We start from the raw sequence: 18,690 nt of genomic DNA, 5'->3' as shown, positions 1-18,690 counted from the left end.
TCGTCGACCTGACCGGTTATCCCATGACGCTCACCGCCCCCACACGTCTCAGCAGCCCCAGCTCGCCCACCGCCGATCTCCCGCGCCGTCATGCGGGATTGGACGGGATGCGAGCGGTCGCCGTGACGCTCGTGGTGATCTACCACCTCTTCCCCGCGATGCTTCCGGGCGGGTTCATCGGCGTCGACGTCTTCTTCGTCATCAGCGGGTTCCTCATCACCAGCCTGCTGCTGCGCGAGCACGCCCGGAACGGCCGGATCGCGCTCGTCGGCTTCTGGCGCCGACGGGCCCGGCGGCTCCTGCCGGCGCTCGCGCTGGTGGTGCTCGTGTGTTCCAGCGCGGCCCTCCTCGTCGGCGGCGACGTGCTCGTGCGCCTGGGGGCGCAGGTGCTAGGGGCGGCGACCTTCAGCTACAACTGGGTCTCGCTGGCCGGTGACAGCGGATACTTCTCCGCCGCCACCCCCGAACTGTTCCGCAACTTCTGGTCGCTCGCCGTCGAAGAGCAGTTCTACGTCGTCTGGCCCCTCCTGCTGCCGCTGTTCCTCCTCCTCCCCCGTGCGTGGGCGCGCGCCGGGGCGGCGGTGCTGCTGGCGGCGGCCTCGGCGGCATGGATGGCGCTGCTGGTGGCCTCCGCCCTCGGCACGCCCGGGGGCGACCTCACCCGCGTGTACTTCGGCACCGACACCCACGCCTTCGGCATCCTGCTGGGGGTGGCCCTGGCATTCGCCACGACGAGGGTGCTGGCGCGCCCGTCGGCGTCGTCGCGTCCGCGGTGGACCGGTCCGGTCGGCGCGGCGGCGATCTCGGGACTCGTGCTGCTGTCCTTCCTGGCACCGGTCGACGGGGTGGTGACCTTCCCCGGTGCGCTGCTGGCGGCAAGCCTCCTCGCCGCCGCGGCGATCATCGCCGGGGTCTGGCCGGGTTCCCGGTTCGGCGCGGCGCTCGACACCCAGCCGCTGCGGTGGATCGGCGACCGCTCGTACGGCATCTACCTCTGGCACTGGCCGATCCTCGTCCTGCTCCTCGCGGGGCTCCAGGGCACCGGCGCCGAGGCCGGGGTCCCCGGGAGCGTCGGCCTCACCGCCCTCGTGCTCACCCTCGTCGCCGCGGAGCTGTCGTACCGCTTCGTCGAGACGCCGGTGCGGCGGCACGGGTTCCGTGGATCGCTCCGCCGGCTCGGGAGGGCCGTGCGCGCCCGCGCGGGCGCGCGGATCGGAGCGGTGACCGCCGGCGCCGTCGCGATCGCACTCGTCGCCGGCACCGGTGCCGCGGTCGCCGCGGCACCGGCGGTGTCGTCGGGCCAGGCGATGGTGGATGCCGGTCAGCGGGCTCTCGCCGAGATCGACGCCCCCGCAGCGCCCGCTCCGACCCCGTCACCGGAGGCGACGGCGACGGCCGGCGCGGAGGGTGCCCCCGCGGCATCCGGATCCTCGGCTCCTGCCGTGCCGGGCGTCCCCTCCGGCGCCAGCGTGCCCCGTCCGGCCCCGACGCCCGTGACGGGGGATCAGATCTCGGCGGTCGGCGACTCGGTCATGCTCGCTTCGGCACCGGCGCTGCTCGAGCGCTTCCCCGGCATCGCCGTCGACGCGGCCGTGTCACGCTCGGCGTGGGCGGGCCCGGGCATTCTGCAGCAGCTCGCCGACAGCGGGCAGCTGCGCCCGTACGTGGTCCTGGGTCTCGGGACCAACGGTCCGGTCGATCGCGACGCCCTGGAGCGGATGGCGACGATCGCGGGGCCCGAGCGCACCCTCATCCTCGTCAACGCCTTCGCGCCGCGTGACTGGATCCCCGGCGTCAACGCCGAGCTGGCCGACTTCGCCGCGACGCACCCGCGCGTGTTCATCGCCGACTGGTCGGGGGCGATCACCCCGAAGCCCGAGCTGCTCGCCGGCGACCAGATCCACCCCGACTCGGGGGGCGGGACGGTCTTCGCCGACGCCGTCGGACAGGCCGTCGACCGCGCGGAGGAGCACCGCGCCCTCCTCGCCTACGAGCAGGAGCTGCGCGCCTGGCGGCGTGCGCACTTCACGGTCGGCCGCGAGTTCGAGTAGCGCCCGCGGGCCCCGGCCCACCGACGACGAGACCCGCCGCCCCCGGAGGGGCGACGGGTCTCGGGACAACCGGGGTCGTTACTTCTTGTCGGCGTTGGCGTCGGCGGTGGAGTCACCCTCCACCACGGCGTCCTCCGCGGCCTGCTCGGCGGCGGCACCCTCTTCGGGCGACTCCGAACCGGCATCGGCGCTCTGGTCAGCGGTGCTGTCTTCCACGGGGGCCTCCTCGGTGGTGTCCTCCGCGACAGTCTCCTCCGCGGCGGCGTCATCCGCAGCGGGCTTGACAGCCGGGGCCGCCTTGGTCGACGAGCGCGAGCTCTTCACCTTCGGGGTGACCGGCTCGAGCACGAGCTCGATGACGGCCATGGGGGCGTTGTCACCCTTGCGGTTGCCGATCTTGGTGATGCGGGTGTAGCCACCCGGGCGGTCGGCGACCAGCGGCGCGATCTCGGTGAAGAGGACGTGCACGACCTCCTTGTCGCCGATCACCGACAGCACCCGGCGACGCGCGTGCAGGTCGCCGCGCTTGGCGAAGGTGATGAGGCGCTCAGCCAGGGGACGCAGGCGCTTGGCCTTGGTCTCCGTGGTCTGGATCGACTTGTGGGTGAAGAGGGCCGCGGCAAGGTTCGCAAGCAGCAGGCGCTCGTGGGCGGGGCCGCCTCCGAGGCGGGGACCCTTCGTGGGCTTGGGCATGTCAGTTACTCCAGTCGAAAGTCAGTCGGGACGCCGTAGCTCAGACGGTCTCGTCGTCGTAGCCGCCGTAGAAGTGCGCGCCGTCGAACCCGGGGACCGAGTCCTTCAGCGACAGGCCGAGCGAGACGAGCTTGTCGCGCACCTCGTCGACCGACTTCTGGCCGAAGTTGCGGATGTTCATCAGCTGCGTCTCCGAGAGGGCGACGAGCTCGCTGACGGTGTTGATGCCCTCGCGCTTGAGGCAGTTGTACGAGCGCACCGAGAGATCGAGATCCTCGATCGGCATCGACAGCTCGTTGGAGAGGACGGTCTCGACCGGCGCGGGGCCGATCTCGATGCCCTCGGCCTCGACGTTCAGCTCGCGAGCCAGGCCGAACAGCTCGGTCAGGGTGCGACCGGCCGACGCGACGGCGTCGCGCGGGGCGATGGACGGCTTGGACTCGACATCCAGCACCAGCTTGTCGAAGTCGGTGCGCTCACCGGCACGGGTGGCCTCGACGCGGTACGACACCTTCAGCACGGGCGAGTAGATCGAGTCGATCGGGATCTGCCCGGCCTCGGCGTACTCGTTGCGGTTCTGCGTCGCCGAGACGTAGCCACGGCCACGCTCGATGGTCAGCTCGAGCTCGAAACGCGCGGTGTCGTTGAGGGTCGCGATGACCAGCTCGGGGTTGTGCACCTCGACGCCGGCGGGAGCGGAGATGTCGGCGGCGGTGACCTCACCGGCGCCGGTCTTGCGCAGGTAGGCGGTGATGGGCTCGTCGCGCTCGCTGGAGACGACCAGCTGCTTGATGTTGAGGATGATCTCGGTGACATCCTCCTTCACACCGGGGATGGTGCTGAACTCGTGGAGGACGCCGTCGATGCGGATCGACGTCACGGCAGCGCCGGGGATCGACGACAGGAGGCTGCGACGCAGCGCGTTGCCGATGGTGTAGCCGAAGCCCGGCTCCAGCGGCTCGACGACGAAACGGCTGCGGAACTCCCCGATCTTCTCCTCGGTCAGAGTGGGACGCTGTGCGATGAGCACGATGTGTTCCTTTCAATCACGTGCCCGCTATATGACACGTGCGGTGGGTGAAGTATTGAGTTGTGTTCAGGGATGCCGCGGGGGCGCGCACCACGAGGGACCGCGCCCCGCGGCATCCGTGAGTCAGAGAGCGAGCGTCAGACGCGGCGACGCTTGGGCGGGCGGCACCCGTTGTGCGCCTGCGGGGTGACGTCCTGGATCGAACCGACCTCGAGGCCGGCGGCCGTCAGCGAACGGATCGCGGTCTCGCGACCCGAGCCCGGACCCTTCACGAAGACGTCGACCTTCTTGACGCCGTGCTCCTGCGCCTGGCGGGCGGCCGACTCGGCGGCCATACCGGCGGCGTAGGGGGTGGACTTGCGCGAGCCCTTGAAGCCCACACCACCCGAGGACGCCCAGCTGATCACAGCGCCCGACGGGTCGGTGATCGAGACGATGGTGTTGTTGAACGTCGACTTGATGTGGGCCTGACCCACGGCGATGTTCTTCTTCTCCTTGCGGCGCGGCTTGCGCGCGGCGGACTTGGCCTGTGCCATGTGCGTGTTCTCCTAAACCCTGCAGGCCGCGCTCAGCGCGCCTTCTTCTTGCCGGCGACGGTGCGCTTCGGGCCCTTGCGGGTGCGCGCGTTGGTCTTGGTGCGCTGTCCGCGCACCGGGAGGCCGCGGCGGTGACGCAGGCCCTCGTAGGAGCCGATCTCGACCTTGCGGCGGATGTCGGCGGCCACCTCGCGGCGGAGGTCACCCTCGACCTTGAAGTTGGCCTCGATGTAGTCGCGGAGGGCGATGAGCTGGTCATCGCTGAGGTCCTTCACGCGGATGTTCTCGTCGATCTGCGTCTCAGCGAGGATCGCGTGCGAACGGGTACGGCCCACGCCGTAGATGTAGGTCAGGGCGATGACCACGCGCTTATCGCGCGGGATGTCGACGCCGGCAAGACGTGCCATGCGGCTCTCCTAGGAGTTGGTGGAGGTGTGGAGCAGGATCGGTGCCCGGGCCTCCGCCCCGAGGTGTCCCCCTTGCGGGTTCTGATCCTGCCTGTGAGTGTTCAGTTGTGAGTCTTCGTCGTGGGGTCTGAGCTCAGCCCTGGCGCTGCTTGTGGCGCGGGTTGGACTTGCAGATCACCATCACGTTGCCGTGCCGGCGGATCACCTTGCAGTGATCGCAGATGGGCTTGACGGAGGGGTTGACCTTCATGATGTTCCTGTTCGCTGTCTTCGCCGGGCACGCGGGCTCTCCCGAGCCGCGCGGGGCGTTACTTCTCGACCGGTCTAGCGGTAGCGGTAGACGATCCGGCCGCGGGTGAGGTCGTAGGGGCTGAGCTCCACGACCACGCGGTCCTCCGGAATGATGCGGATGTAGTTCTGCCGCATCTTGCCTGAGATCGTGGCGAGCACCTTGTGTCCGTTGGTGAGCTCCACGCGGAACATCGCGTTCGGCAGCGCCTCGGAGATGACACCCTCGATCTCGATGACACCGTCTTTCTTCGCCATAAACTCGCTAACGCTTGCATGCAGACCGGCCGGTCTGCGGTGGATGGGATTGTGGTGCGGCGACACGCCAATGAAGGCGCAACGCACCAAAGATCAACTATAGGTGATATCGCACCCCGCGGCAAACCCTCCCCCCGCTCCCACCCTTTCGCGGCCCCGCTGCTATTCATCCGTCGCACATGCACGCTCCACGCGCCCCTGGCGTACATCTGCGACGGATGAAGGAACGGAAAGGGGCGCGGCGCCGGGCGGCGCGGGTGCGCGGGCGGGCGGGCGAGCGGGTCAGGAGAAGAGCGAGGCGAAGTCCGCCGGCGCGGGAATGGTGTCGTTGGCGATCGCCTGGCCGTTCACGGCGAGGGTCGGGGTGGCGATGCCCGACTGGCCGGGCTGGATCGGCGTCTGCTCCGTCATCGATGACACGAATCCGCTGTAGCGCTGCTCGGTCACGCACGCGTCGATGCCTTCGGCCCCGACCGACCCCGCGATCTCGATCAGCTGCGCGTCCGTCAGTCCCGACGAGCCCTCCGCCGGCTGGTTGGCGTACAACGCCTGCATGTACGACACCGCGGAATCGGGCGCCGTCTCGGCGACGCAGTACATCGCGTTGGCCGCGCGCGTGGAGTACTCGGTGCCCTGGGAGTACCGGTCGAGGATCGCGATCGGATGGATGCCGAGGGTGATCGTCCCGTCATCGACGAGCTGTTGCACCGACTCGCCGTAGGCCTGCTCGAACTGATTGCAGATCGGGCACATGAAGTCGATGTAGGTGTCGAGGGTCTGCTCGCCCGTCCCGATCTCGATGGCGCCGGTCTCGGCGTTAATCGAGGCCGCCTGGGGCGCCGGCCCCGCGTCATCCGACGCGTCGTTCGACCACACCACGATGGCCGCCGTCACGATGAGTGCCAGAACCACGGCGACACTCACGAGAATCGCGAACCAGTTGACCTTGCGCGTGGCGGTTGCCATCGGCGTCCTCCCTGAAATCCCGGCGCTACCGGATCGGTGCCGGGGTGACGCCGAACGGCGCGAGCCCGGCTGCGCCGCCGTCGGGCGCGGTGAGCACCCACACTCCCTCATCATGCACCGCGACGCTATGTTCCCAGTGTGAGCCGGCCGAGCCGTCGACGGTCGAGACGGTCCAGCCGTCGTCCTCGACGAACGTCGCATCCGACCCCACGACCACCATCGGCTCGATCGCGAGGGCGAGCCCGGGCCGCACCTCGGGGCCCGGGTCGTCGACGCGGTAGTTGAACACCGACGGCGACTCGTGCATCTTCCGGCCGATGCCGTGTCCGACGTATTCGCGGAGGATGCCGTAGTCCTCGCCGTGAGCCCGGATGTACTCCTCGATCGCGGCGCCGACGTCGGCGATGTGGCGGGCGGAGGCGAGCGCCGCGATGCCGGCCCACAGCGACCCCTCCGTCACCCGCGAGAGCTGCTCCCGCTCGGCGACGAGCTCGGGGCGCGTCGGGTCGGGCAGAACGACGGTGAACGCCGAGTCGCCGTTCCAGCCCTTGTACTCCGCGCCGCAGTCGATCGAGAGGATGTCGCCCGGCTCGAGCGGGCGGTCACCGGGGATCCCGTGCACCACCTGCTCGTTCACCGACGCGCAGACGGTGTGGCGGTACCCGCGCACCATCTGGAAGTTGGATTTCGCCCCCCGTGAGACGATGAGATCGGATGCCGCGGCATCCAGCTCCAGCGTCGTGACACCGGGAGCGATGAGGGCCTTGACCGCGGCGAGGGCGTCGGCGGTGATGAGGCCGGGTTCGACCATCGCCCGCAGCTGCGCGGGGGTCTTGTAGATCGAGCGGCGCAGTCCCACGTTCGGACTCACGCGGCCGCGGGGCTCCCGAGCCCTCGGGCCCGGAGCGCGGCGAGGATGCGCTCGGTGATCTCGTCGACCGTGCCGGTGCCGTCGATCTCGTCGACGATGCCGCGCGTGGCGTACACGCCGATGATCGGCGCCGTCTCGCTCTCGTAGATCGCCAGGCGCTGCGCGATGACGGCCTCGGTGTCGTCGGCTCGTCCCTGCTCGTGCGCACGCTTGCTCAGACGCGCGATCGACTCCTCGCGGGGCACCTCGAGCACGATGACCGCGTCGAGCTCCTCCTCGCGGCCGCCCAGGAACTCGTCGAGGTGCATGACCTGCGGAAGATTGCGCGGATATCCGTCGAGGAGGAAGCCGCTCGCGGCATCCTCCTTCGAGAGCCGATCGCGCACGACGGCGCTCGTGAGCTCGTCGGGGACGAGCTGCCCGGCGTCGATGATCTCCTTGACCTGCACACCGAGCTCGGTGCCGCCCGCGACGTTCGCGCGGAAGACGTCGCCGGTCGAGACGACCGGCACGCCGAGCGCCTCGGCGATGCGGACACCCTGGGTGCCCTTGCCCGAGCCCTGCGGGCCGACGATGAGAAGACGAGCCATCAGCGCAGAAGCCCTTCGTAGTGACGCTGCTGCAGCTGCGCGTCGATCTGCTTCACGGTCTCCAGACCCACACCGACGATGATGAGGATCGAGGCGCCGCCGAACGGGAAGTTCTGGTTCGCGCCCACCAGCGCCAGCGCGAACAGCGGCAGGAGCGCGACGAGGCCCAGGTAGATCGAACCCGGCAGCGTGATGCGGGTCAGCACGTAGTCGAGGTACTCCGCCGTCGGACGTCCGGCGCGGATGCCCGGGATGAAGCCGCCGTACTTCTTCATGTTGTCGGCGACGTCGACCGGGTTGAAGGTGATCGCGACGTAGAAGTAGGTGAATCCGACGATGAGCAGGAAGTACAGCGCCATGTACAGCGGGTGATCGCCCGAGACGAGGTACTGCTGGATCCACGCCACCCAGCCCGGAACCTCCTGGCCCGGCTGCGGCTGGTTGAACTGCGCGATCAGCGCGGGGATGTACAGCAGCGACGAGGCGAAGATGACCGGCACCACACCGGCCATGTTGACCTTGATCGGGATGTAGGTGTTCGTGCCGCCGTAGGTGCGCCGGCCGACCATCCGCTTGGCGTACTGCACCGGGATCCGCCGCTGCGACTGTTCGACGAACACCACCAGCGCGACGACGACCATGCCGACGGCGAGGACGAGGAGGAAGACCTCGAAGCCGCGCGACTGCGCGATCGCCCACATCGAGGCGGGGAACGCGGCGGCGATCGAGGTGAAGATCAGCAGCGACATGCCGTTGCCGATCCCGCGCTCGGTGACCAGCTCGGCGAACCACATGATGAGGCCGGTGCCGGCGGTCATCGTGATGATCATCAGCAGCTGCGCCCACCACACGTCGTTGGTGAGCAGCTGCTCGCACTCGGGGATGCCGGTGATGCCGAACAGCTGACCGCTGCGGGCCACGGTCACCAGGGTGGTCGACTGCAGCAGCGCCAGCGCGATGGTGAGGTAGCGGGTGTACTGGGTGAGCCTGGCCTGACCCGCCTGGCCCTCCTTGTACAGCGCCTCGAAGTGCGGGATGACCACGCGCAGCAGTTGCACGATGATCGTCGCCGTGATGTACGGCATCACACCGAGCGCGAAGATGGACAGCTGCAGCAGCGCACCGCCCGAGAACAGGTTCACGAGCGACAGCAGGCCCTCGGTCCCGGCGCTGTCGCGCAGGCAGGACTGCACGTTCGGGAAGTCCACGAACGGTGCCGGCACGTGTGCACCGAGTCGGTACAGGGCGATGATGGCGAGGGTGAAAGCGATCTTCCGCCGCAGATCCGGAGTGCGGAAGACACGCGCGATGGCGCTGAACAAGAGGCTGCCTCCATTGGGGATGCCGACGACCACGCGGGCACGCCGACTCCCAGGGTAACGCGAGGAGGGGCCGGAGCGAACTCCGACCCCTCCTGCAGGCCTTACTGGGCGGTGCCCGCCGACTCGCCGGCGGAGACCGAGCCGCCCGCGGCGACGATCTTCTGCTCAGCCGAGCCCGACACCTTGTCGACCGAGACGTTGAGCGCGACCGAGATGTCGCCGGTGCCGAGCACCTTGACCTTCTCGTTCTTGCGCACCGCGCCCTTGGCGACCAAATCGCCGATGGTCACGTCGCCGCCCTGCGGGTACAGCTCGGCGAGCTTGTCGAGGTTGACCACCTGGTACTCGACGCGGAACGGGTTCTTGAACCCGCGCAGCTTCGGCGTACGCATGTGGAGGGGCATCTGCCCACCCTCGAAGCCGACCTTGACCTGGTAGCGGGCCTTGGTTCCCTTGGTACCGCGACCGGCCGTCTTACCCTTCGAACCCTCACCGCGACCCACGCGGGTCTTGGCGGTGTGAGCACCGGGGACCGGGCGGAGGTGGTGCACCTTGAGCACGCCCGGGCGCGAAGCCGGGGCATCCTTCTTCGGTGCGCTCTTCGCAGCGGTCTCCTTCTTGGGCGCAGTCTTGCGCGCCGTGGTCTTCTTCGGCGCGGACTCGACGGCCTCGGCCGTCTCTTCCTTCTTCTCCGCCATCAGTCGATCTCCTCAACCTTCACGAGGTGGGCGACAGTGCGCACGTACCCGCGGGTCTGGGCGTCATCGGGACGGACGACGGTGTCGCCGATCCGCTTGAGACCCAGGCTCCGGAGGGTGTCGCGCTGATTCTGCTTCTCGCTCACCTTGGACTTGATCTGCGTCACCTTCAGACGCGCAGCCATCAGGCACCTACCTTCGCTGCTGCCGCGGCCTCGGCCTCGGCGCGGACCAGACGGGCGGGAGCGACCTGGTCGAAGTCCAGTCCACGGCGCGCGGCGACGTGACGGGGCTCCTCCAGCTGCTTCAGCGCCTCGACGGTCGCGTGGACGATGTTGATCGTGTTCGACGACCCGAGCGACTTCGACAGCACGTCGTGGATACCCGCGCACTCGAGGACGGCACGCACCGGGCCGCCCGCGATCACACCGGTACCGGCGGCGGCGGGACGCAGGAGCACCACACCGGCGGCAGCCTCACCCTGGACGGGGTGCGGGATGGTCGAGGCGACGCGGGGCACGCGGAAGAAGTTCCGCTTGGCCTCTTCGACGCCCTTCGAGATCGCCAGCGGCACCTCTCGGGCCTTGCCGTAGCCGACGCCCACGAGCCCGTTGCCGTCGCCGACGACGACGAGCGCGGTGAAGCTGAAGCGACGACCACCCTTGACGACCTTCGACACGCGGTTGATCGTCACGACGCGCTCGAGGAACTGGCTCTCGCTGCGGTCGCGCGACCCACGGTCGCGGTTGGGGTTGCGCTCACGTCCACCGCGGCGCGGCTCGCGCTCACGCTCGGCAGGAGCGGTAGCGGTGGCGGCCTCGGCCGGAGCCTCGGCAGCGGCCTCTGCGGTCACGTTGTTCTCCTTGTTGTCACTCACAGGTTGAGCCCCCCTTCGCGGGCGCCGTCGGCGATGGCCGCGACACGACCTGCGTATCGGTTGCCGCCGCGGTCGAACACCACGTCGGAGACGCCGGCGGCCTTCGCGCGCTCAGCGACCAGCTCGCCGACCTTGCGGGCCTTGGCGGTCTTGTCGCCGTCGAACCCGCGCAGGTCGGTTTCGAGCGTCGATGCGGATGCCACGGTGTGGCCCTTGCTGTCGTCGACGACCTGGACGAACACGTGGCGTGCCGAACGGGTGACGACCAGGCGGGGACGCTCGGAGGTGCCGACGACCTTCTTGCGAAGGCGGGCGTGACGGCGCGAACGCGCGTCGGACTTCGTCTTCACAGCCATGGTTACTTACCAGCCTTTCCGGCCTTGCGCCGAACGACCTCGCCGGCGTAGCGCACACCCTTGCCCTTGTACGGCTCGGGCTTGCGGATCTTGCGGATGTTCGCAGCCACCTCGCCGACGGCCTGCTTGTCGATGCCGCTCACGGTGACCTTGTTGTTGCCCTCGACCGTGAGCGTGATGCCCGCGGGGGGCTCGACGAGCACCGGGTGCGAGAAGCCGAGCGCGAACTCGATCGAGCTGCCCTTCTGCGCGACGCGGTAACCGGTGCCGACGACCTCGAGGCCCTTGGTGTAGCCCTGGGTGACGCCGATGATGTTGTTGTTGATGAGCGTGCGGGTCAGGCCGTGGAGCGACCGCGACTCGCGCTCGTCGTCGGGACGGGTGACGATCACCTGGTTGTCCTCGACCTTGACTTCGATGGGACGGGCCACGGTGAGCGCGAGCTCGCCCTTGGGGCCCTTGACCGCGACGTCCTGTCCGGTCACCGTGATGGTGACGCCGGAGGGGATGTCGATCGGGAGACGTCCGATGCGCGACATGTCAGATCACCACACGTAGGCGAGGACTTCCCCACCCACGCCCTTCTGCTCGGCCTGACGGTCGGTGAGAAGACCGGAGGAGGTGGACAGGATGGCAACGCCCAGACCGCCGAGGACCGTGGGGATCTCGGTGGACTTGGCGTAGACGCGCAGGCCCGGCTTGGACACGCGCTTGATGCCGGCGATGGACCGCTCGCGGTTCGGGCCGTACTTCAGCGTCAGGGTCAGCGTCTGGCCGATGCGGGCGTCCTCGACGGCCCAGTCGGAGATGTAGCCCTCCTGCTTGAGGATGTCGGCGATGTGGGTCTTGAGCTTCGAGCTCGGCAGCGACACGGAGTCGTGGTGCGCCGAGTTCGCGTTGCGCAGACGGGTCAGCATGTCAGCGACCGGGTCTGTCATCGTCATTTGTTAGCTTCTTTCGTTCATGAGGTATCGGCAGCCGTTACACGACTGACGACCTTCCATGGTCAGGTGTTACTGCTGTGCACCCTCGGCGCGGAAGGGGAAGCCGAGGTGGCGCAGGAGCGCGCGGCCCTCGTCATCCGTCTTCGCCGACGTCACGATCGTGATGTCGAACCCGCGGACGCGGTCGATCTTGTCCTGGTTGATCTCGTGGAAGACCGACTGCTCCTGCAGACCGAAGGTGTAGTTGCCGTTGCCGTCGAACTGCTTGCCCGACAGTCCGCGGAAGTCGCGGATGCGGGGCAGGGCCAGGTTGATCAGGCGGTCCAGGAACTCCCACGCGCGGTCGCCCCGCAGGGTGACGTGCGCGCCGATGGCCTGGCCCTCACGCAGCTTGAACTGCGCGATGGACTTGCGGGCCTTGGTCACGACCGGCTTCTGACCGGTGATCTTGGTGAGGTCGTCGACCGCGCCATCGATCACCTTGCTGTCGCGAGCTGCCTCGCCGACACCGGTGTTGACCACGACCTTCACGAGGCCCGGAATCTGCATGACGTTGGCGTAGCCGAACTCTTCCTGCAGCTTCTTCTGGATCTCGGACTTGTACTTCTGCTTCAGGCGGGGCTGGATTTTGCCAGCCTCGACGGCAGTTGCGCTGCTCATATTCAGAGGTCCTTGCCTGACTTCTTCGCGTAGCGCACGCGGACGGTGCGCTTCACGCCGTCCTTGACCTGCTCCTCGACGCGGTGACCGACGCGGGTCGGCTTCTTCGTCTGGGGGTCGACCAGGGAGACGTTGGAGATGTGGATCGGGGCTTCCATCGTTTCGATGCCGCCCGTCTTGGTGCCGCGCTGGGACTGGCCCACGCGGTTGTGCTTGGTGACGAAGTTCACGCCTTCGACGATCACGCGGTTCTGCTCGGGAAGGACCTCGAGGACCTTGCCCTGCTTACCGCGGTCTCCGCCGCGCTCGGGCTTGGCGCCCGAGATGACCTGAACCAGGTCGCCCTTCTTGATCTTCGCCATGATCAGATGACCTCCGGGGCGAGCGAGACGATCTTCATGAACCGCTTGTCGCGCAGCTCACGGCCGACCGGCCCGAAGATGCGGGTGCCGCGGGGCTCCCCGTCGCTCTTCAGGATGACGGCGGCGTTCTCGTCGAACTTGATGTATGAGCCGTCGGCACGTCGGGTCTGCTTGACCGTCCGGACGACGACCGCCTTGACGACGTCACCCTTCTTGACGTTGCCGCCGGGGATGGCGTCCTTGACGGTGGCGACGATCACGTCACCCACGCCGGCGTACCGACGGTTGGAGCCGCCGAGCACGCGGATGGTGAGCAGCTCCTTGGCGCCGGTGTTGTCGGCGACCTTCAGCCGGGATTCGTTCTGGATCACTTGGCCTTCTCCACGATCTCGACCAGACGCCAGCGCTTGGTCGCGCTGAGCGGGCGGGTCTCGTTGATGACGACCAGGTCACCGATGCCGGCCGTGTTGCCCTCATCGTGCGCCTTCACCTTGGACGTGCGGCGGATGACCTTGCCGTACAGCGGGTGCTTCACGCGGTCCTCGACCTCGACGACGATGGTCTTGTCCATCTTGTCGCTGACGACGTAGCCGCGGCGGGCCTTGCGGTACCCGCGGGCATCGGCGTCGCGCACATCGTGCTCGGCGCTCTCGTGGCCCTTGACCTGCTCCGTGGCGGCGTCGGCCTTCTTCGCGGTGGCCATCACTCAGCCCCCTCTTCCTTCGCGGCCGAGTCAGCGGCATCCGCCTTCTTGGCCTTCGTCTTCTTGGTCTTCGTCGCGGTCTCCACCGGCGCGGGCGTGGCACGAATGCCCAGCTCGCGCTCGCGGATCACGGTGTACAGCCGCGCGATGTCGCGCTTGACGGCGCGGATGCGGCCGTGGCTCTCGAGCTGGCCGGTGGCCGACTGGAAGCGCAGGTTGAACAGCTCTTCCTTGGCCTTGCGCAGCTCCTCGACCAGGCGCTGGTCTTCGAACGTGTCGAGCTCGCTCGGTGCGAGCGTCTTGGTGCCGATCGCCATTACGCGTCGCCCTCCTCGCGCTTGATGATGCGTGCCTTCAGGGGCAGCTTGTGGATGGCACGGGTCAGCGCCTCACGAGCGAGCTGCTCGTTCACGCCCGAGACCTCGAAGAGGACCCGGCCCGGCTTGACGTTGGCGACCCACCACTCCGGCGAACCCTTACCGGAACCCATGCGGGTTTCGGCGGGCTTCTTGGTGAGCGGTCGGTCGGGGTAGATGTTGATCCACACCTTGCCGCCACGCTTGATGTGACGCGTCATCGCGATACGAGCGGACTCGATCTGACGGTTCGTCACGTACGCGGGGGTGAGGGCCTGGATGCCGAACTCGCCGAAGGAGACCTTCGTGCCGCCGGTGGCCTGGCCCGAGCGACCCGGGTGGTGCTGCTTGCGGTACTTGACCTTGCGGGGAATGAGCATTACGCCGACGCTCCTTCTGCGACGGGGGCCTCGCTGCGGGGGCCACGGCGGCGGTCGCCGCGGTCGTCACGACCGCGCGACTTCGGCGCGTTGGCCTGCTCGCGTGCGAGTTCCTTGTTGGTGAGGTCGCCCTTGTAGATCCAGACCTTCACGCCGATGCGGCCGAAGGTGGTCTTGGCCTCGTAGAAGCCGTAGTCGATGTTCGCGCGGAGCGTGTGCAGGGGCACACGGCCTTCGCGGTAGAACTCCGAACGGCTCATCTCGGCGCCGCCGAGGCGGCCGGAGACCTGGATGCGGACGCCCTTTGCGCCGGCGCGCTGCGCGCCCTGCAGACCCTTGCGCATCGCGCGGCGGAACGCCACGCGAGCCGAGAGCTGCTCGGCGATGCCCTGGGCGACCAGCTGAGCGTCGGCCTCGGGGTTCTTCACCTCGAGGATGTTCAGCTGGATCTGCTTGCCGGTGAGCTTCTCGAGGTCGGCGCGGATGCGCTCGGCCTCGGCGCCGCGACGACCGATCACGATGCCCGGGCGGGCGGTGTGGATGTCGACACGGACGCGGTCACGGGTGCGCTCGATCTCGATGTTGCTGACACCGGCGCGGTCGAGCTGCTTCTGCAGCAGCTGACGGATCTTGATGTCCTCGGCCACGTAGTCGGCGTAGCGCTGACCCGGCTTCGTCGAGTCGGAGAACCACCGCGACACGTGGTCGGTGGTGATGCCGAGGCGGAAGCCGTACGGGTTGACCTTCTGTCCCATTACTTGCTCGCCTTCTTGCTCGTGGCAGCCGGAGCCGTCTCGGCGACCTCGGGGGTCGACAGCACGACGGTGATGTGGCTGGTGCGCTTCTTGATCTGGAACGCGCGACCCTGGGCACGGGGCTGGAAACGCTTGAGCGTCGTGCCCTCGTCCACGTACGCGTTCTTCACGTACAGGTCGGCGTCGTCGAGGTACTCGTTCGCCTTGTCGGCCTTGACGCGAGCATTCGCGATGGCCGACTCGACGAGCTTGTAGATGGGCTCACTGGCGCCCTGCTGAGCGAACTTCAGGATGGCCAGGGCCTCCTGAGCCTGCTTGCCCTTGATGAGAGCGACGACACGACGAGCCTTCTGAGGGGTCACGCGGATGTGTCGCACGCGTGCGATGGACTCCACCATTTCTCTCTCCTTGCGCCCCCGCGTCAGCGGCGGCGGCCCTTCTTGTCGTCCTTCTCGTGACCGCGGAAGGTGCGGGTGGGCGCGAACTCGCCCAGCTTGTGGCCGACCATCGTCTCGGTGACGAAGACCGGGATGTGCTTGCGGCCGTCGTGCACGGCGATCGTGTGGCCGAGCATGGCCGGCACGATCATCGAGCGACGTGACCACGTCTTGATGACGTTCTTGGTTCCCGCCTCGTTCTGCGAAACAACCTTGCGAAGCAGGTGCTCGTCGACGAAGGGGCCCTTCTTAAGACTGCGTGGCATCTGAAGTTCCTACCTACTTGCGCTTCTTGCCGGCGTTGCGACGGCGGACGATGAGCTTGTCGCTCTCCTTGTTGGCGTGGCGGGTGCGGCCCTCGGCCTGACCCCACGGCGACACCGGGTGGCGGCCACCCGAGGTCTTGCCCTCACCACCACCGTGCGGGTGGTCGACCGGGTTCATGGCGACACCACGCACGGTCGGGCGGACGCCCTTCCAGCGCTTGCGGCCGGCCTTGCCCCAGTTGATATTGGACTGCTCGGCGTTGCCGACCTCGCCGATCGTCGCGCGGCAGCGCACGTCGACGTTGCGGATCTCACCCGAGGGCAGACGCAGCTGGGCGTACGGGCCGTCCTTCGCGACGAGGCGCACGGCGGCACCTGCGGAGCGGGCCATCTTCGCGCCGCCGCCGGGGCGGAGCTCGATGGCGTGGATGACGGTACCCGTGGGGATGTTGCGCAGCGGCAGGTTGTTGCCCGGCTTGATGTCAGCCGACGGACCCGACTCGACCACGTCGCCCTGCGCCAGCTTGTTCGGCGCGAGGATGTAGCGCTTCTCGCCGTCGACGTAGTGCAGCAGCGCGATGCGCGCGGTGCGGTTGGGGTCGTACTCGATGTGGGCGACCTTGGCATTCACGCCGTCCTTGTCGTCACGACGGAAGTCGATGACGCGGTACTGGCGCTTGTGGCCACCACCGATGTGACGGGTCGTGATGCGGCCCTGGTTGTTGCGGCCGCCGGTCTTAGCCAGCGGACGGAGGAGGGACTTCTCGGGCGTCGATCGGGTGATCTCGGCGAAGTCCGCCACCGACGAGCCGCGGCGACCGGGGGTCGTGGGCTTGTACTTGCGAATAGCCATGTTCTCGTCCTTATCCCGCCGGTCAGCCGACCGCGGTGAAGATGTCGATGGTGCCCGACTTCAGGGTCACGATGGCGCGCTTGGTGTCCTTGCGCTTTCCCATGCCGAAGCGGGTGCGACGGGCCTTGCCCGTGCGGTTCAGCGTGTTGACCGAGGCCACCTTGACGCCGAAGATCTTCTCGATCGCGAGCTTGATCTCGGTCTTGGTCGCGCGCGGGTCGACGAGGAAGGTGTACTTGCCCTCGTCGATGAGCCCGTAGCTCTTCTCGGACACGACCGGCTTCAGGATGATGTCGCGCGGGTCCTTGTTGACGGCGATGTTGCTCATGCCGAGACCTCCTGGGTGGTGGCCGTGCGAGCCGACACGAAGGCGTCGTACGCGGCCTTGGTGAAGACGATGTCGTCGGAGACGAGCACGTCGTAGGCGTTGAGCTGGTCGAAGGACAGCACGTGGACGTACGCGAGGTTGCGCACGCTCATGACGCTGACCTCGTCGGTGCGCTCCACCACGACCAGGACGTTCTTGACGGCGCCGAGTGCGGTGAGCACGGATGCCGCGGCCTTGGTCGAGGGCGCATCGGTCACGCCGAGGGACTCGACGATGTGGAGGCGCTCACCACGGGCACGGTCGCTCAGGGCGCCGAGGAGCGCCGCGGCGATCATCTTCTTGGGGGTGCGCTGCGAGTAGTCGCGGGGCTGCGGACCGTGGACGGTGCCACCGCCGCGGTGCTGCGGCATCCGGACCGAACCCTGACGGGCGTTACCCGTGCCCTTCTGCTTGAAGGGCTTGCGACCCGAACCCGAGACGTCGCCGCGGGTCTTGGTGGCGTGCGTCCCCTGGCGGGCGGCGGCGCGCTGGGCGACGACGACCTGGTGGATCAGCGGGATGTTCGTCTTGACGTCGAAGAGCGCGGCGGGCAGCTCGACAGAGCCGGCCTTCTTGCCGTCGGCCTTGAGGACGTCGAGCGCGAGAGTGGAGTCAGCCATGTCGATCAGGCACCCTTCACTGCGTTGCGGACGTAGACGGTACGGCCACGGGCACCGGGGACGGCGCCCTTGACGAGCAGCAGACCCTTCTCGGCGTCCACGGCGTGCACCGTGAGGTTGAGAACGGTCACGCGCTCGCCGCCCATACGGCCGGCCATGCGCATGCCCTTGAAGACGCGGCTCGGGGTCGACGATGCGCCGATCGAACCGGGCTTGCGGTGGTTGCGGTGGGCACCGTGCGAAGCCGAGACACCGGCGAAGTTGTGACGCTTCATCACACCCGCGGTGCCCTTGCCCTTGCTGGTGCCGACGACGTCGACCAGCTGGCCGGCCTCGAAAACGCCGTCCACCGTGAGCTCCTGACCGAGTGAGTAGTCAGCGGCGTCAGCGGTGCGCACCTCGGTGAGGTGACGGCGGGGGGTGACGCCCGCGGCCTCGAAGTGGGCCGTCAGGGGCTTGTTCACCTTGCGGGGGTCGATGGCGCCGGCGGCGATCTGGACGGCGGAGTAGCCGTCCTTCTCCGCGGTGCGGATCTGGGTGACCACGTTGGGGGTCACCTCGATGACGGTGACGGGAACGAGCTTGCCGTTCTCATCCCAGACCTGGGTCATGCCGAGCTTGGTGCCCAGCAGAGCCTTGGAGACTTTTTCGTTGATGTGTGCCATGTCGACGAACCTCAGAGCTTGATCTCGATGTTGACGTCGGCCGGCAGGTCAAGGCGCATCAGCGAGTCGACGGCCTTGGGCGTGGGATCGATGATGTCGATCAGACGCTTGTGGGTGCGCATCTCGAAGTGCTCGCGGCTGTCCTTGTACTTGTGGGGCGACCGGATGACGACGACGACGTTCTTCTCCGTGGGGAGGGGCACGGGGCCCACGACCGTTGCGCCGGCACGGGTCACGGTGTCGACGATCTTGCGCGCCGACGAGTCGAGACCGGCGTGGTCGTACGACTTCAGTCGGATGCGGATCTTCTGTCCCGCCATGTGTCTGCTCACTCTCTTTCCGCGTCGTACCGTCCCGGAGGGCCCGGGGGCATTGGACG

Annotated in this window: 31 protein-coding genes; 1 reads left to right on the top strand and 30 read right to left on the bottom strand. The window is 68.1% G+C overall.

All coding sequences use genetic code 11. The features are described 5' to 3' along the window. Window positions 1-23 precede the first annotated feature (23 nt). The gene (locus FBY40_RS04820) at window positions 24-2,051 is read left to right on the top strand and encodes an acyltransferase family protein (protein ID WP_141940018.1); all 2,028 of its coding nucleotides are present in this window, start codon (window positions 24-26) and stop codon (window positions 2,049-2,051) included. 78 nt (window positions 2,052-2,129) lie between these two features. Here FBY40_RS04820 and rplQ read toward each other — a convergent pair whose 3' ends face one another. From rplQ to rpsJ, 30 genes are all read right to left on the bottom strand, one after another. Continuing rightward, complete coding sequence (rplQ, locus tag FBY40_RS04815; protein WP_141936819.1) at window positions 2,130-2,744, bottom strand: 50S ribosomal protein L17; 615 nt, start codon at window positions 2,742-2,744, stop codon at window positions 2,130-2,132. Between the two features lie 40 nt (window positions 2,745-2,784). Next, on the bottom strand, window positions 2,785-3,774 hold the full coding sequence (locus tag FBY40_RS04810) for a DNA-directed RNA polymerase subunit alpha (protein WP_141936816.1): 990 nt from the start codon (window positions 3,772-3,774) through the stop codon (window positions 2,785-2,787). Between the two features lie 137 nt (window positions 3,775-3,911). Then, window positions 3,912-4,310 carry a 30S ribosomal protein S11 gene (gene rpsK, locus FBY40_RS04805; protein ID WP_013583990.1) on the bottom strand — a complete coding sequence of 133 codons (399 nt, stop codon included), beginning with the start codon at window positions 4,308-4,310 and terminating at the stop codon, window positions 3,912-3,914. A 32-nt stretch (window positions 4,311-4,342) separates the two neighbouring features. Then, window positions 4,343-4,717, bottom strand: a complete 375-nt coding sequence (gene rpsM / locus FBY40_RS04800; RefSeq protein ID WP_124291692.1) for a 30S ribosomal protein S13 — start codon at window positions 4,715-4,717, stop codon at window positions 4,343-4,345. Window positions 4,718-4,850: 133 nt separating this feature from the next. Then, on the bottom strand, window positions 4,851-4,967 hold the full coding sequence (gene rpmJ, locus FBY40_RS04795) for a 50S ribosomal protein L36 (RefSeq protein WP_022893853.1): 117 nt from the start codon (window positions 4,965-4,967) through the stop codon (window positions 4,851-4,853). Between the two features lie 74 nt (window positions 4,968-5,041). Then, on the bottom strand, window positions 5,042-5,263 hold the full coding sequence (gene infA, locus FBY40_RS04790) for a translation initiation factor IF-1 (RefSeq protein WP_028496510.1): 222 nt from the start codon (window positions 5,261-5,263) through the stop codon (window positions 5,042-5,044). A 282-nt stretch (window positions 5,264-5,545) separates the two neighbouring features. Beyond that, window positions 5,546-6,229, bottom strand: coding sequence for a DsbA family protein (locus tag FBY40_RS04785; protein ID WP_141936814.1), 684 nt, complete (start codon window positions 6,227-6,229; stop codon window positions 5,546-5,548). 25 nt (window positions 6,230-6,254) lie between these two features. Next, window positions 6,255-7,088, bottom strand: a complete 834-nt coding sequence (gene map / locus FBY40_RS04780) for a type I methionyl aminopeptidase (RefSeq protein WP_141936812.1) — start codon at window positions 7,086-7,088, stop codon at window positions 6,255-6,257. 8 nt (window positions 7,089-7,096) lie between these two features. After that, on the bottom strand, window positions 7,097-7,690 hold the full coding sequence (locus FBY40_RS04775; protein WP_141936810.1) for an adenylate kinase: 594 nt from the start codon (window positions 7,688-7,690) through the stop codon (window positions 7,097-7,099). Beyond that, window positions 7,690-9,012: a preprotein translocase subunit SecY gene (secY, locus tag FBY40_RS04770; RefSeq protein WP_124294273.1), complete on the bottom strand. Its 1,323-nt coding sequence runs from the start codon at window positions 9,010-9,012 to the stop codon at window positions 7,690-7,692. The genes FBY40_RS04775 and secY overlap by 1 nt, the downstream gene beginning before the upstream one ends. Before the next feature lie 101 nt (window positions 9,013-9,113). Beyond that, the gene (gene rplO / locus FBY40_RS04765) at window positions 9,114-9,710 is read right to left on the bottom strand and encodes a 50S ribosomal protein L15 (RefSeq protein WP_124291695.1); all 597 of its coding nucleotides are present in this window, start codon (window positions 9,708-9,710) and stop codon (window positions 9,114-9,116) included. Beyond that, a complete protein-coding gene (gene rpmD, locus FBY40_RS04760; RefSeq protein WP_124291696.1) occupies window positions 9,710-9,895 on the bottom strand; it encodes a 50S ribosomal protein L30 in 186 nt (61 codons plus the stop codon). The genes rplO and rpmD overlap by 1 nt, the downstream gene beginning before the upstream one ends. Then, window positions 9,895-10,587: a 30S ribosomal protein S5 gene (rpsE, locus tag FBY40_RS04755; protein WP_372492499.1), complete on the bottom strand. Its 693-nt coding sequence runs from the start codon at window positions 10,585-10,587 to the stop codon at window positions 9,895-9,897. The genes rpmD and rpsE overlap by 1 nt, the downstream gene beginning before the upstream one ends. Then, the gene (rplR, locus tag FBY40_RS04750) at window positions 10,584-10,943 is read right to left on the bottom strand and encodes a 50S ribosomal protein L18 (RefSeq protein WP_124291698.1); all 360 of its coding nucleotides are present in this window, start codon (window positions 10,941-10,943) and stop codon (window positions 10,584-10,586) included. Before rplR ends, rpsE begins: the two co-directional genes overlap by 4 nt. A gap of 2 nt (window positions 10,944-10,945) precedes the next feature. Continuing rightward, the gene (gene rplF, locus FBY40_RS04745) at window positions 10,946-11,482 is read right to left on the bottom strand and encodes a 50S ribosomal protein L6 (RefSeq protein WP_124291699.1); all 537 of its coding nucleotides are present in this window, start codon (window positions 11,480-11,482) and stop codon (window positions 10,946-10,948) included. 6 nt (window positions 11,483-11,488) lie between these two features. Beyond that, a complete protein-coding gene (rpsH, locus tag FBY40_RS04740) occupies window positions 11,489-11,887 on the bottom strand; it encodes a 30S ribosomal protein S8 (RefSeq protein ID WP_141936806.1) in 399 nt (132 codons plus the stop codon). Between the two features lie 69 nt (window positions 11,888-11,956). Next, window positions 11,957-12,547, bottom strand: a complete 591-nt coding sequence (gene rplE, locus FBY40_RS04735) for a 50S ribosomal protein L5 (RefSeq protein ID WP_141936804.1) — start codon at window positions 12,545-12,547, stop codon at window positions 11,957-11,959. Between the two features lie 2 nt (window positions 12,548-12,549). Further along, window positions 12,550-12,909, bottom strand: coding sequence for a 50S ribosomal protein L24 (gene rplX, locus FBY40_RS04730; RefSeq protein ID WP_124291702.1), 360 nt, complete (start codon window positions 12,907-12,909; stop codon window positions 12,550-12,552). Window positions 12,910-12,911: 2 nt separating this feature from the next. Beyond that, window positions 12,912-13,280: a 50S ribosomal protein L14 gene (gene rplN / locus FBY40_RS04725; protein WP_124291703.1), complete on the bottom strand. Its 369-nt coding sequence runs from the start codon at window positions 13,278-13,280 to the stop codon at window positions 12,912-12,914. Next, a complete protein-coding gene (rpsQ, locus tag FBY40_RS17650) occupies window positions 13,277-13,612 on the bottom strand; it encodes a 30S ribosomal protein S17 (protein ID WP_218869247.1) in 336 nt (111 codons plus the stop codon). Before rpsQ ends, rplN begins: the two co-directional genes overlap by 4 nt. Next, window positions 13,612-13,929 (bottom strand): 50S ribosomal protein L29, encoded by a 318-nt coding sequence (rpmC, locus tag FBY40_RS04715; RefSeq protein ID WP_124291704.1) that lies wholly within the window; start codon window positions 13,927-13,929, stop codon window positions 13,612-13,614. The genes rpsQ and rpmC overlap by 1 nt, the downstream gene beginning before the upstream one ends. Further along, on the bottom strand, window positions 13,929-14,348 hold the full coding sequence (rplP, locus tag FBY40_RS04710; protein WP_124291705.1) for a 50S ribosomal protein L16: 420 nt from the start codon (window positions 14,346-14,348) through the stop codon (window positions 13,929-13,931). The genes rpmC and rplP overlap by 1 nt, the downstream gene beginning before the upstream one ends. Further along, on the bottom strand, window positions 14,348-15,103 hold the full coding sequence (gene rpsC, locus FBY40_RS04705) for a 30S ribosomal protein S3 (RefSeq protein WP_124291706.1): 756 nt from the start codon (window positions 15,101-15,103) through the stop codon (window positions 14,348-14,350). Before rpsC ends, rplP begins: the two co-directional genes overlap by 1 nt. After that, a complete protein-coding gene (rplV, locus tag FBY40_RS04700) occupies window positions 15,103-15,501 on the bottom strand; it encodes a 50S ribosomal protein L22 (protein WP_141936802.1) in 399 nt (132 codons plus the stop codon). The genes rpsC and rplV overlap by 1 nt, the downstream gene beginning before the upstream one ends. Before the next feature lie 23 nt (window positions 15,502-15,524). Further along, the gene (gene rpsS, locus FBY40_RS04695) at window positions 15,525-15,806 is read right to left on the bottom strand and encodes a 30S ribosomal protein S19 (protein ID WP_124291708.1); all 282 of its coding nucleotides are present in this window, start codon (window positions 15,804-15,806) and stop codon (window positions 15,525-15,527) included. 13 nt (window positions 15,807-15,819) lie between these two features. Continuing rightward, window positions 15,820-16,659 (bottom strand): 50S ribosomal protein L2, encoded by an 840-nt coding sequence (gene rplB / locus FBY40_RS04690; RefSeq protein WP_124291709.1) that lies wholly within the window; start codon window positions 16,657-16,659, stop codon window positions 15,820-15,822. Between the two features lie 22 nt (window positions 16,660-16,681). Then, window positions 16,682-16,987 carry a 50S ribosomal protein L23 gene (rplW, locus tag FBY40_RS04685; RefSeq protein WP_124291710.1) on the bottom strand — a complete coding sequence of 102 codons (306 nt, stop codon included), beginning with the start codon at window positions 16,985-16,987 and terminating at the stop codon, window positions 16,682-16,684. Further along, window positions 16,984-17,646, bottom strand: coding sequence for a 50S ribosomal protein L4 (gene rplD, locus FBY40_RS04680; RefSeq protein ID WP_124291711.1), 663 nt, complete (start codon window positions 17,644-17,646; stop codon window positions 16,984-16,986). Before rplD ends, rplW begins: the two co-directional genes overlap by 4 nt. Before the next feature lie 5 nt (window positions 17,647-17,651). Beyond that, window positions 17,652-18,311: a 50S ribosomal protein L3 gene (gene rplC, locus FBY40_RS04675; protein WP_124291712.1), complete on the bottom strand. Its 660-nt coding sequence runs from the start codon at window positions 18,309-18,311 to the stop codon at window positions 17,652-17,654. 11 nt (window positions 18,312-18,322) lie between these two features. Then, entirely contained in the window at window positions 18,323-18,631 is a 309-nt protein-coding gene (gene rpsJ / locus FBY40_RS04670) for a 30S ribosomal protein S10 (protein ID WP_045246810.1), read from the bottom strand. Window positions 18,632-18,690 lie beyond the last annotated feature (59 nt).

It is taken from the genome of Microbacterium sp. SLBN-154, from assembly GCF_006715565.1.
Lineage (GTDB): Bacteria > Actinomycetota > Actinomycetes > Actinomycetales > Microbacteriaceae > Microbacterium.
This window is presented reverse-complemented; position numbering and strand designations above follow the sequence as displayed.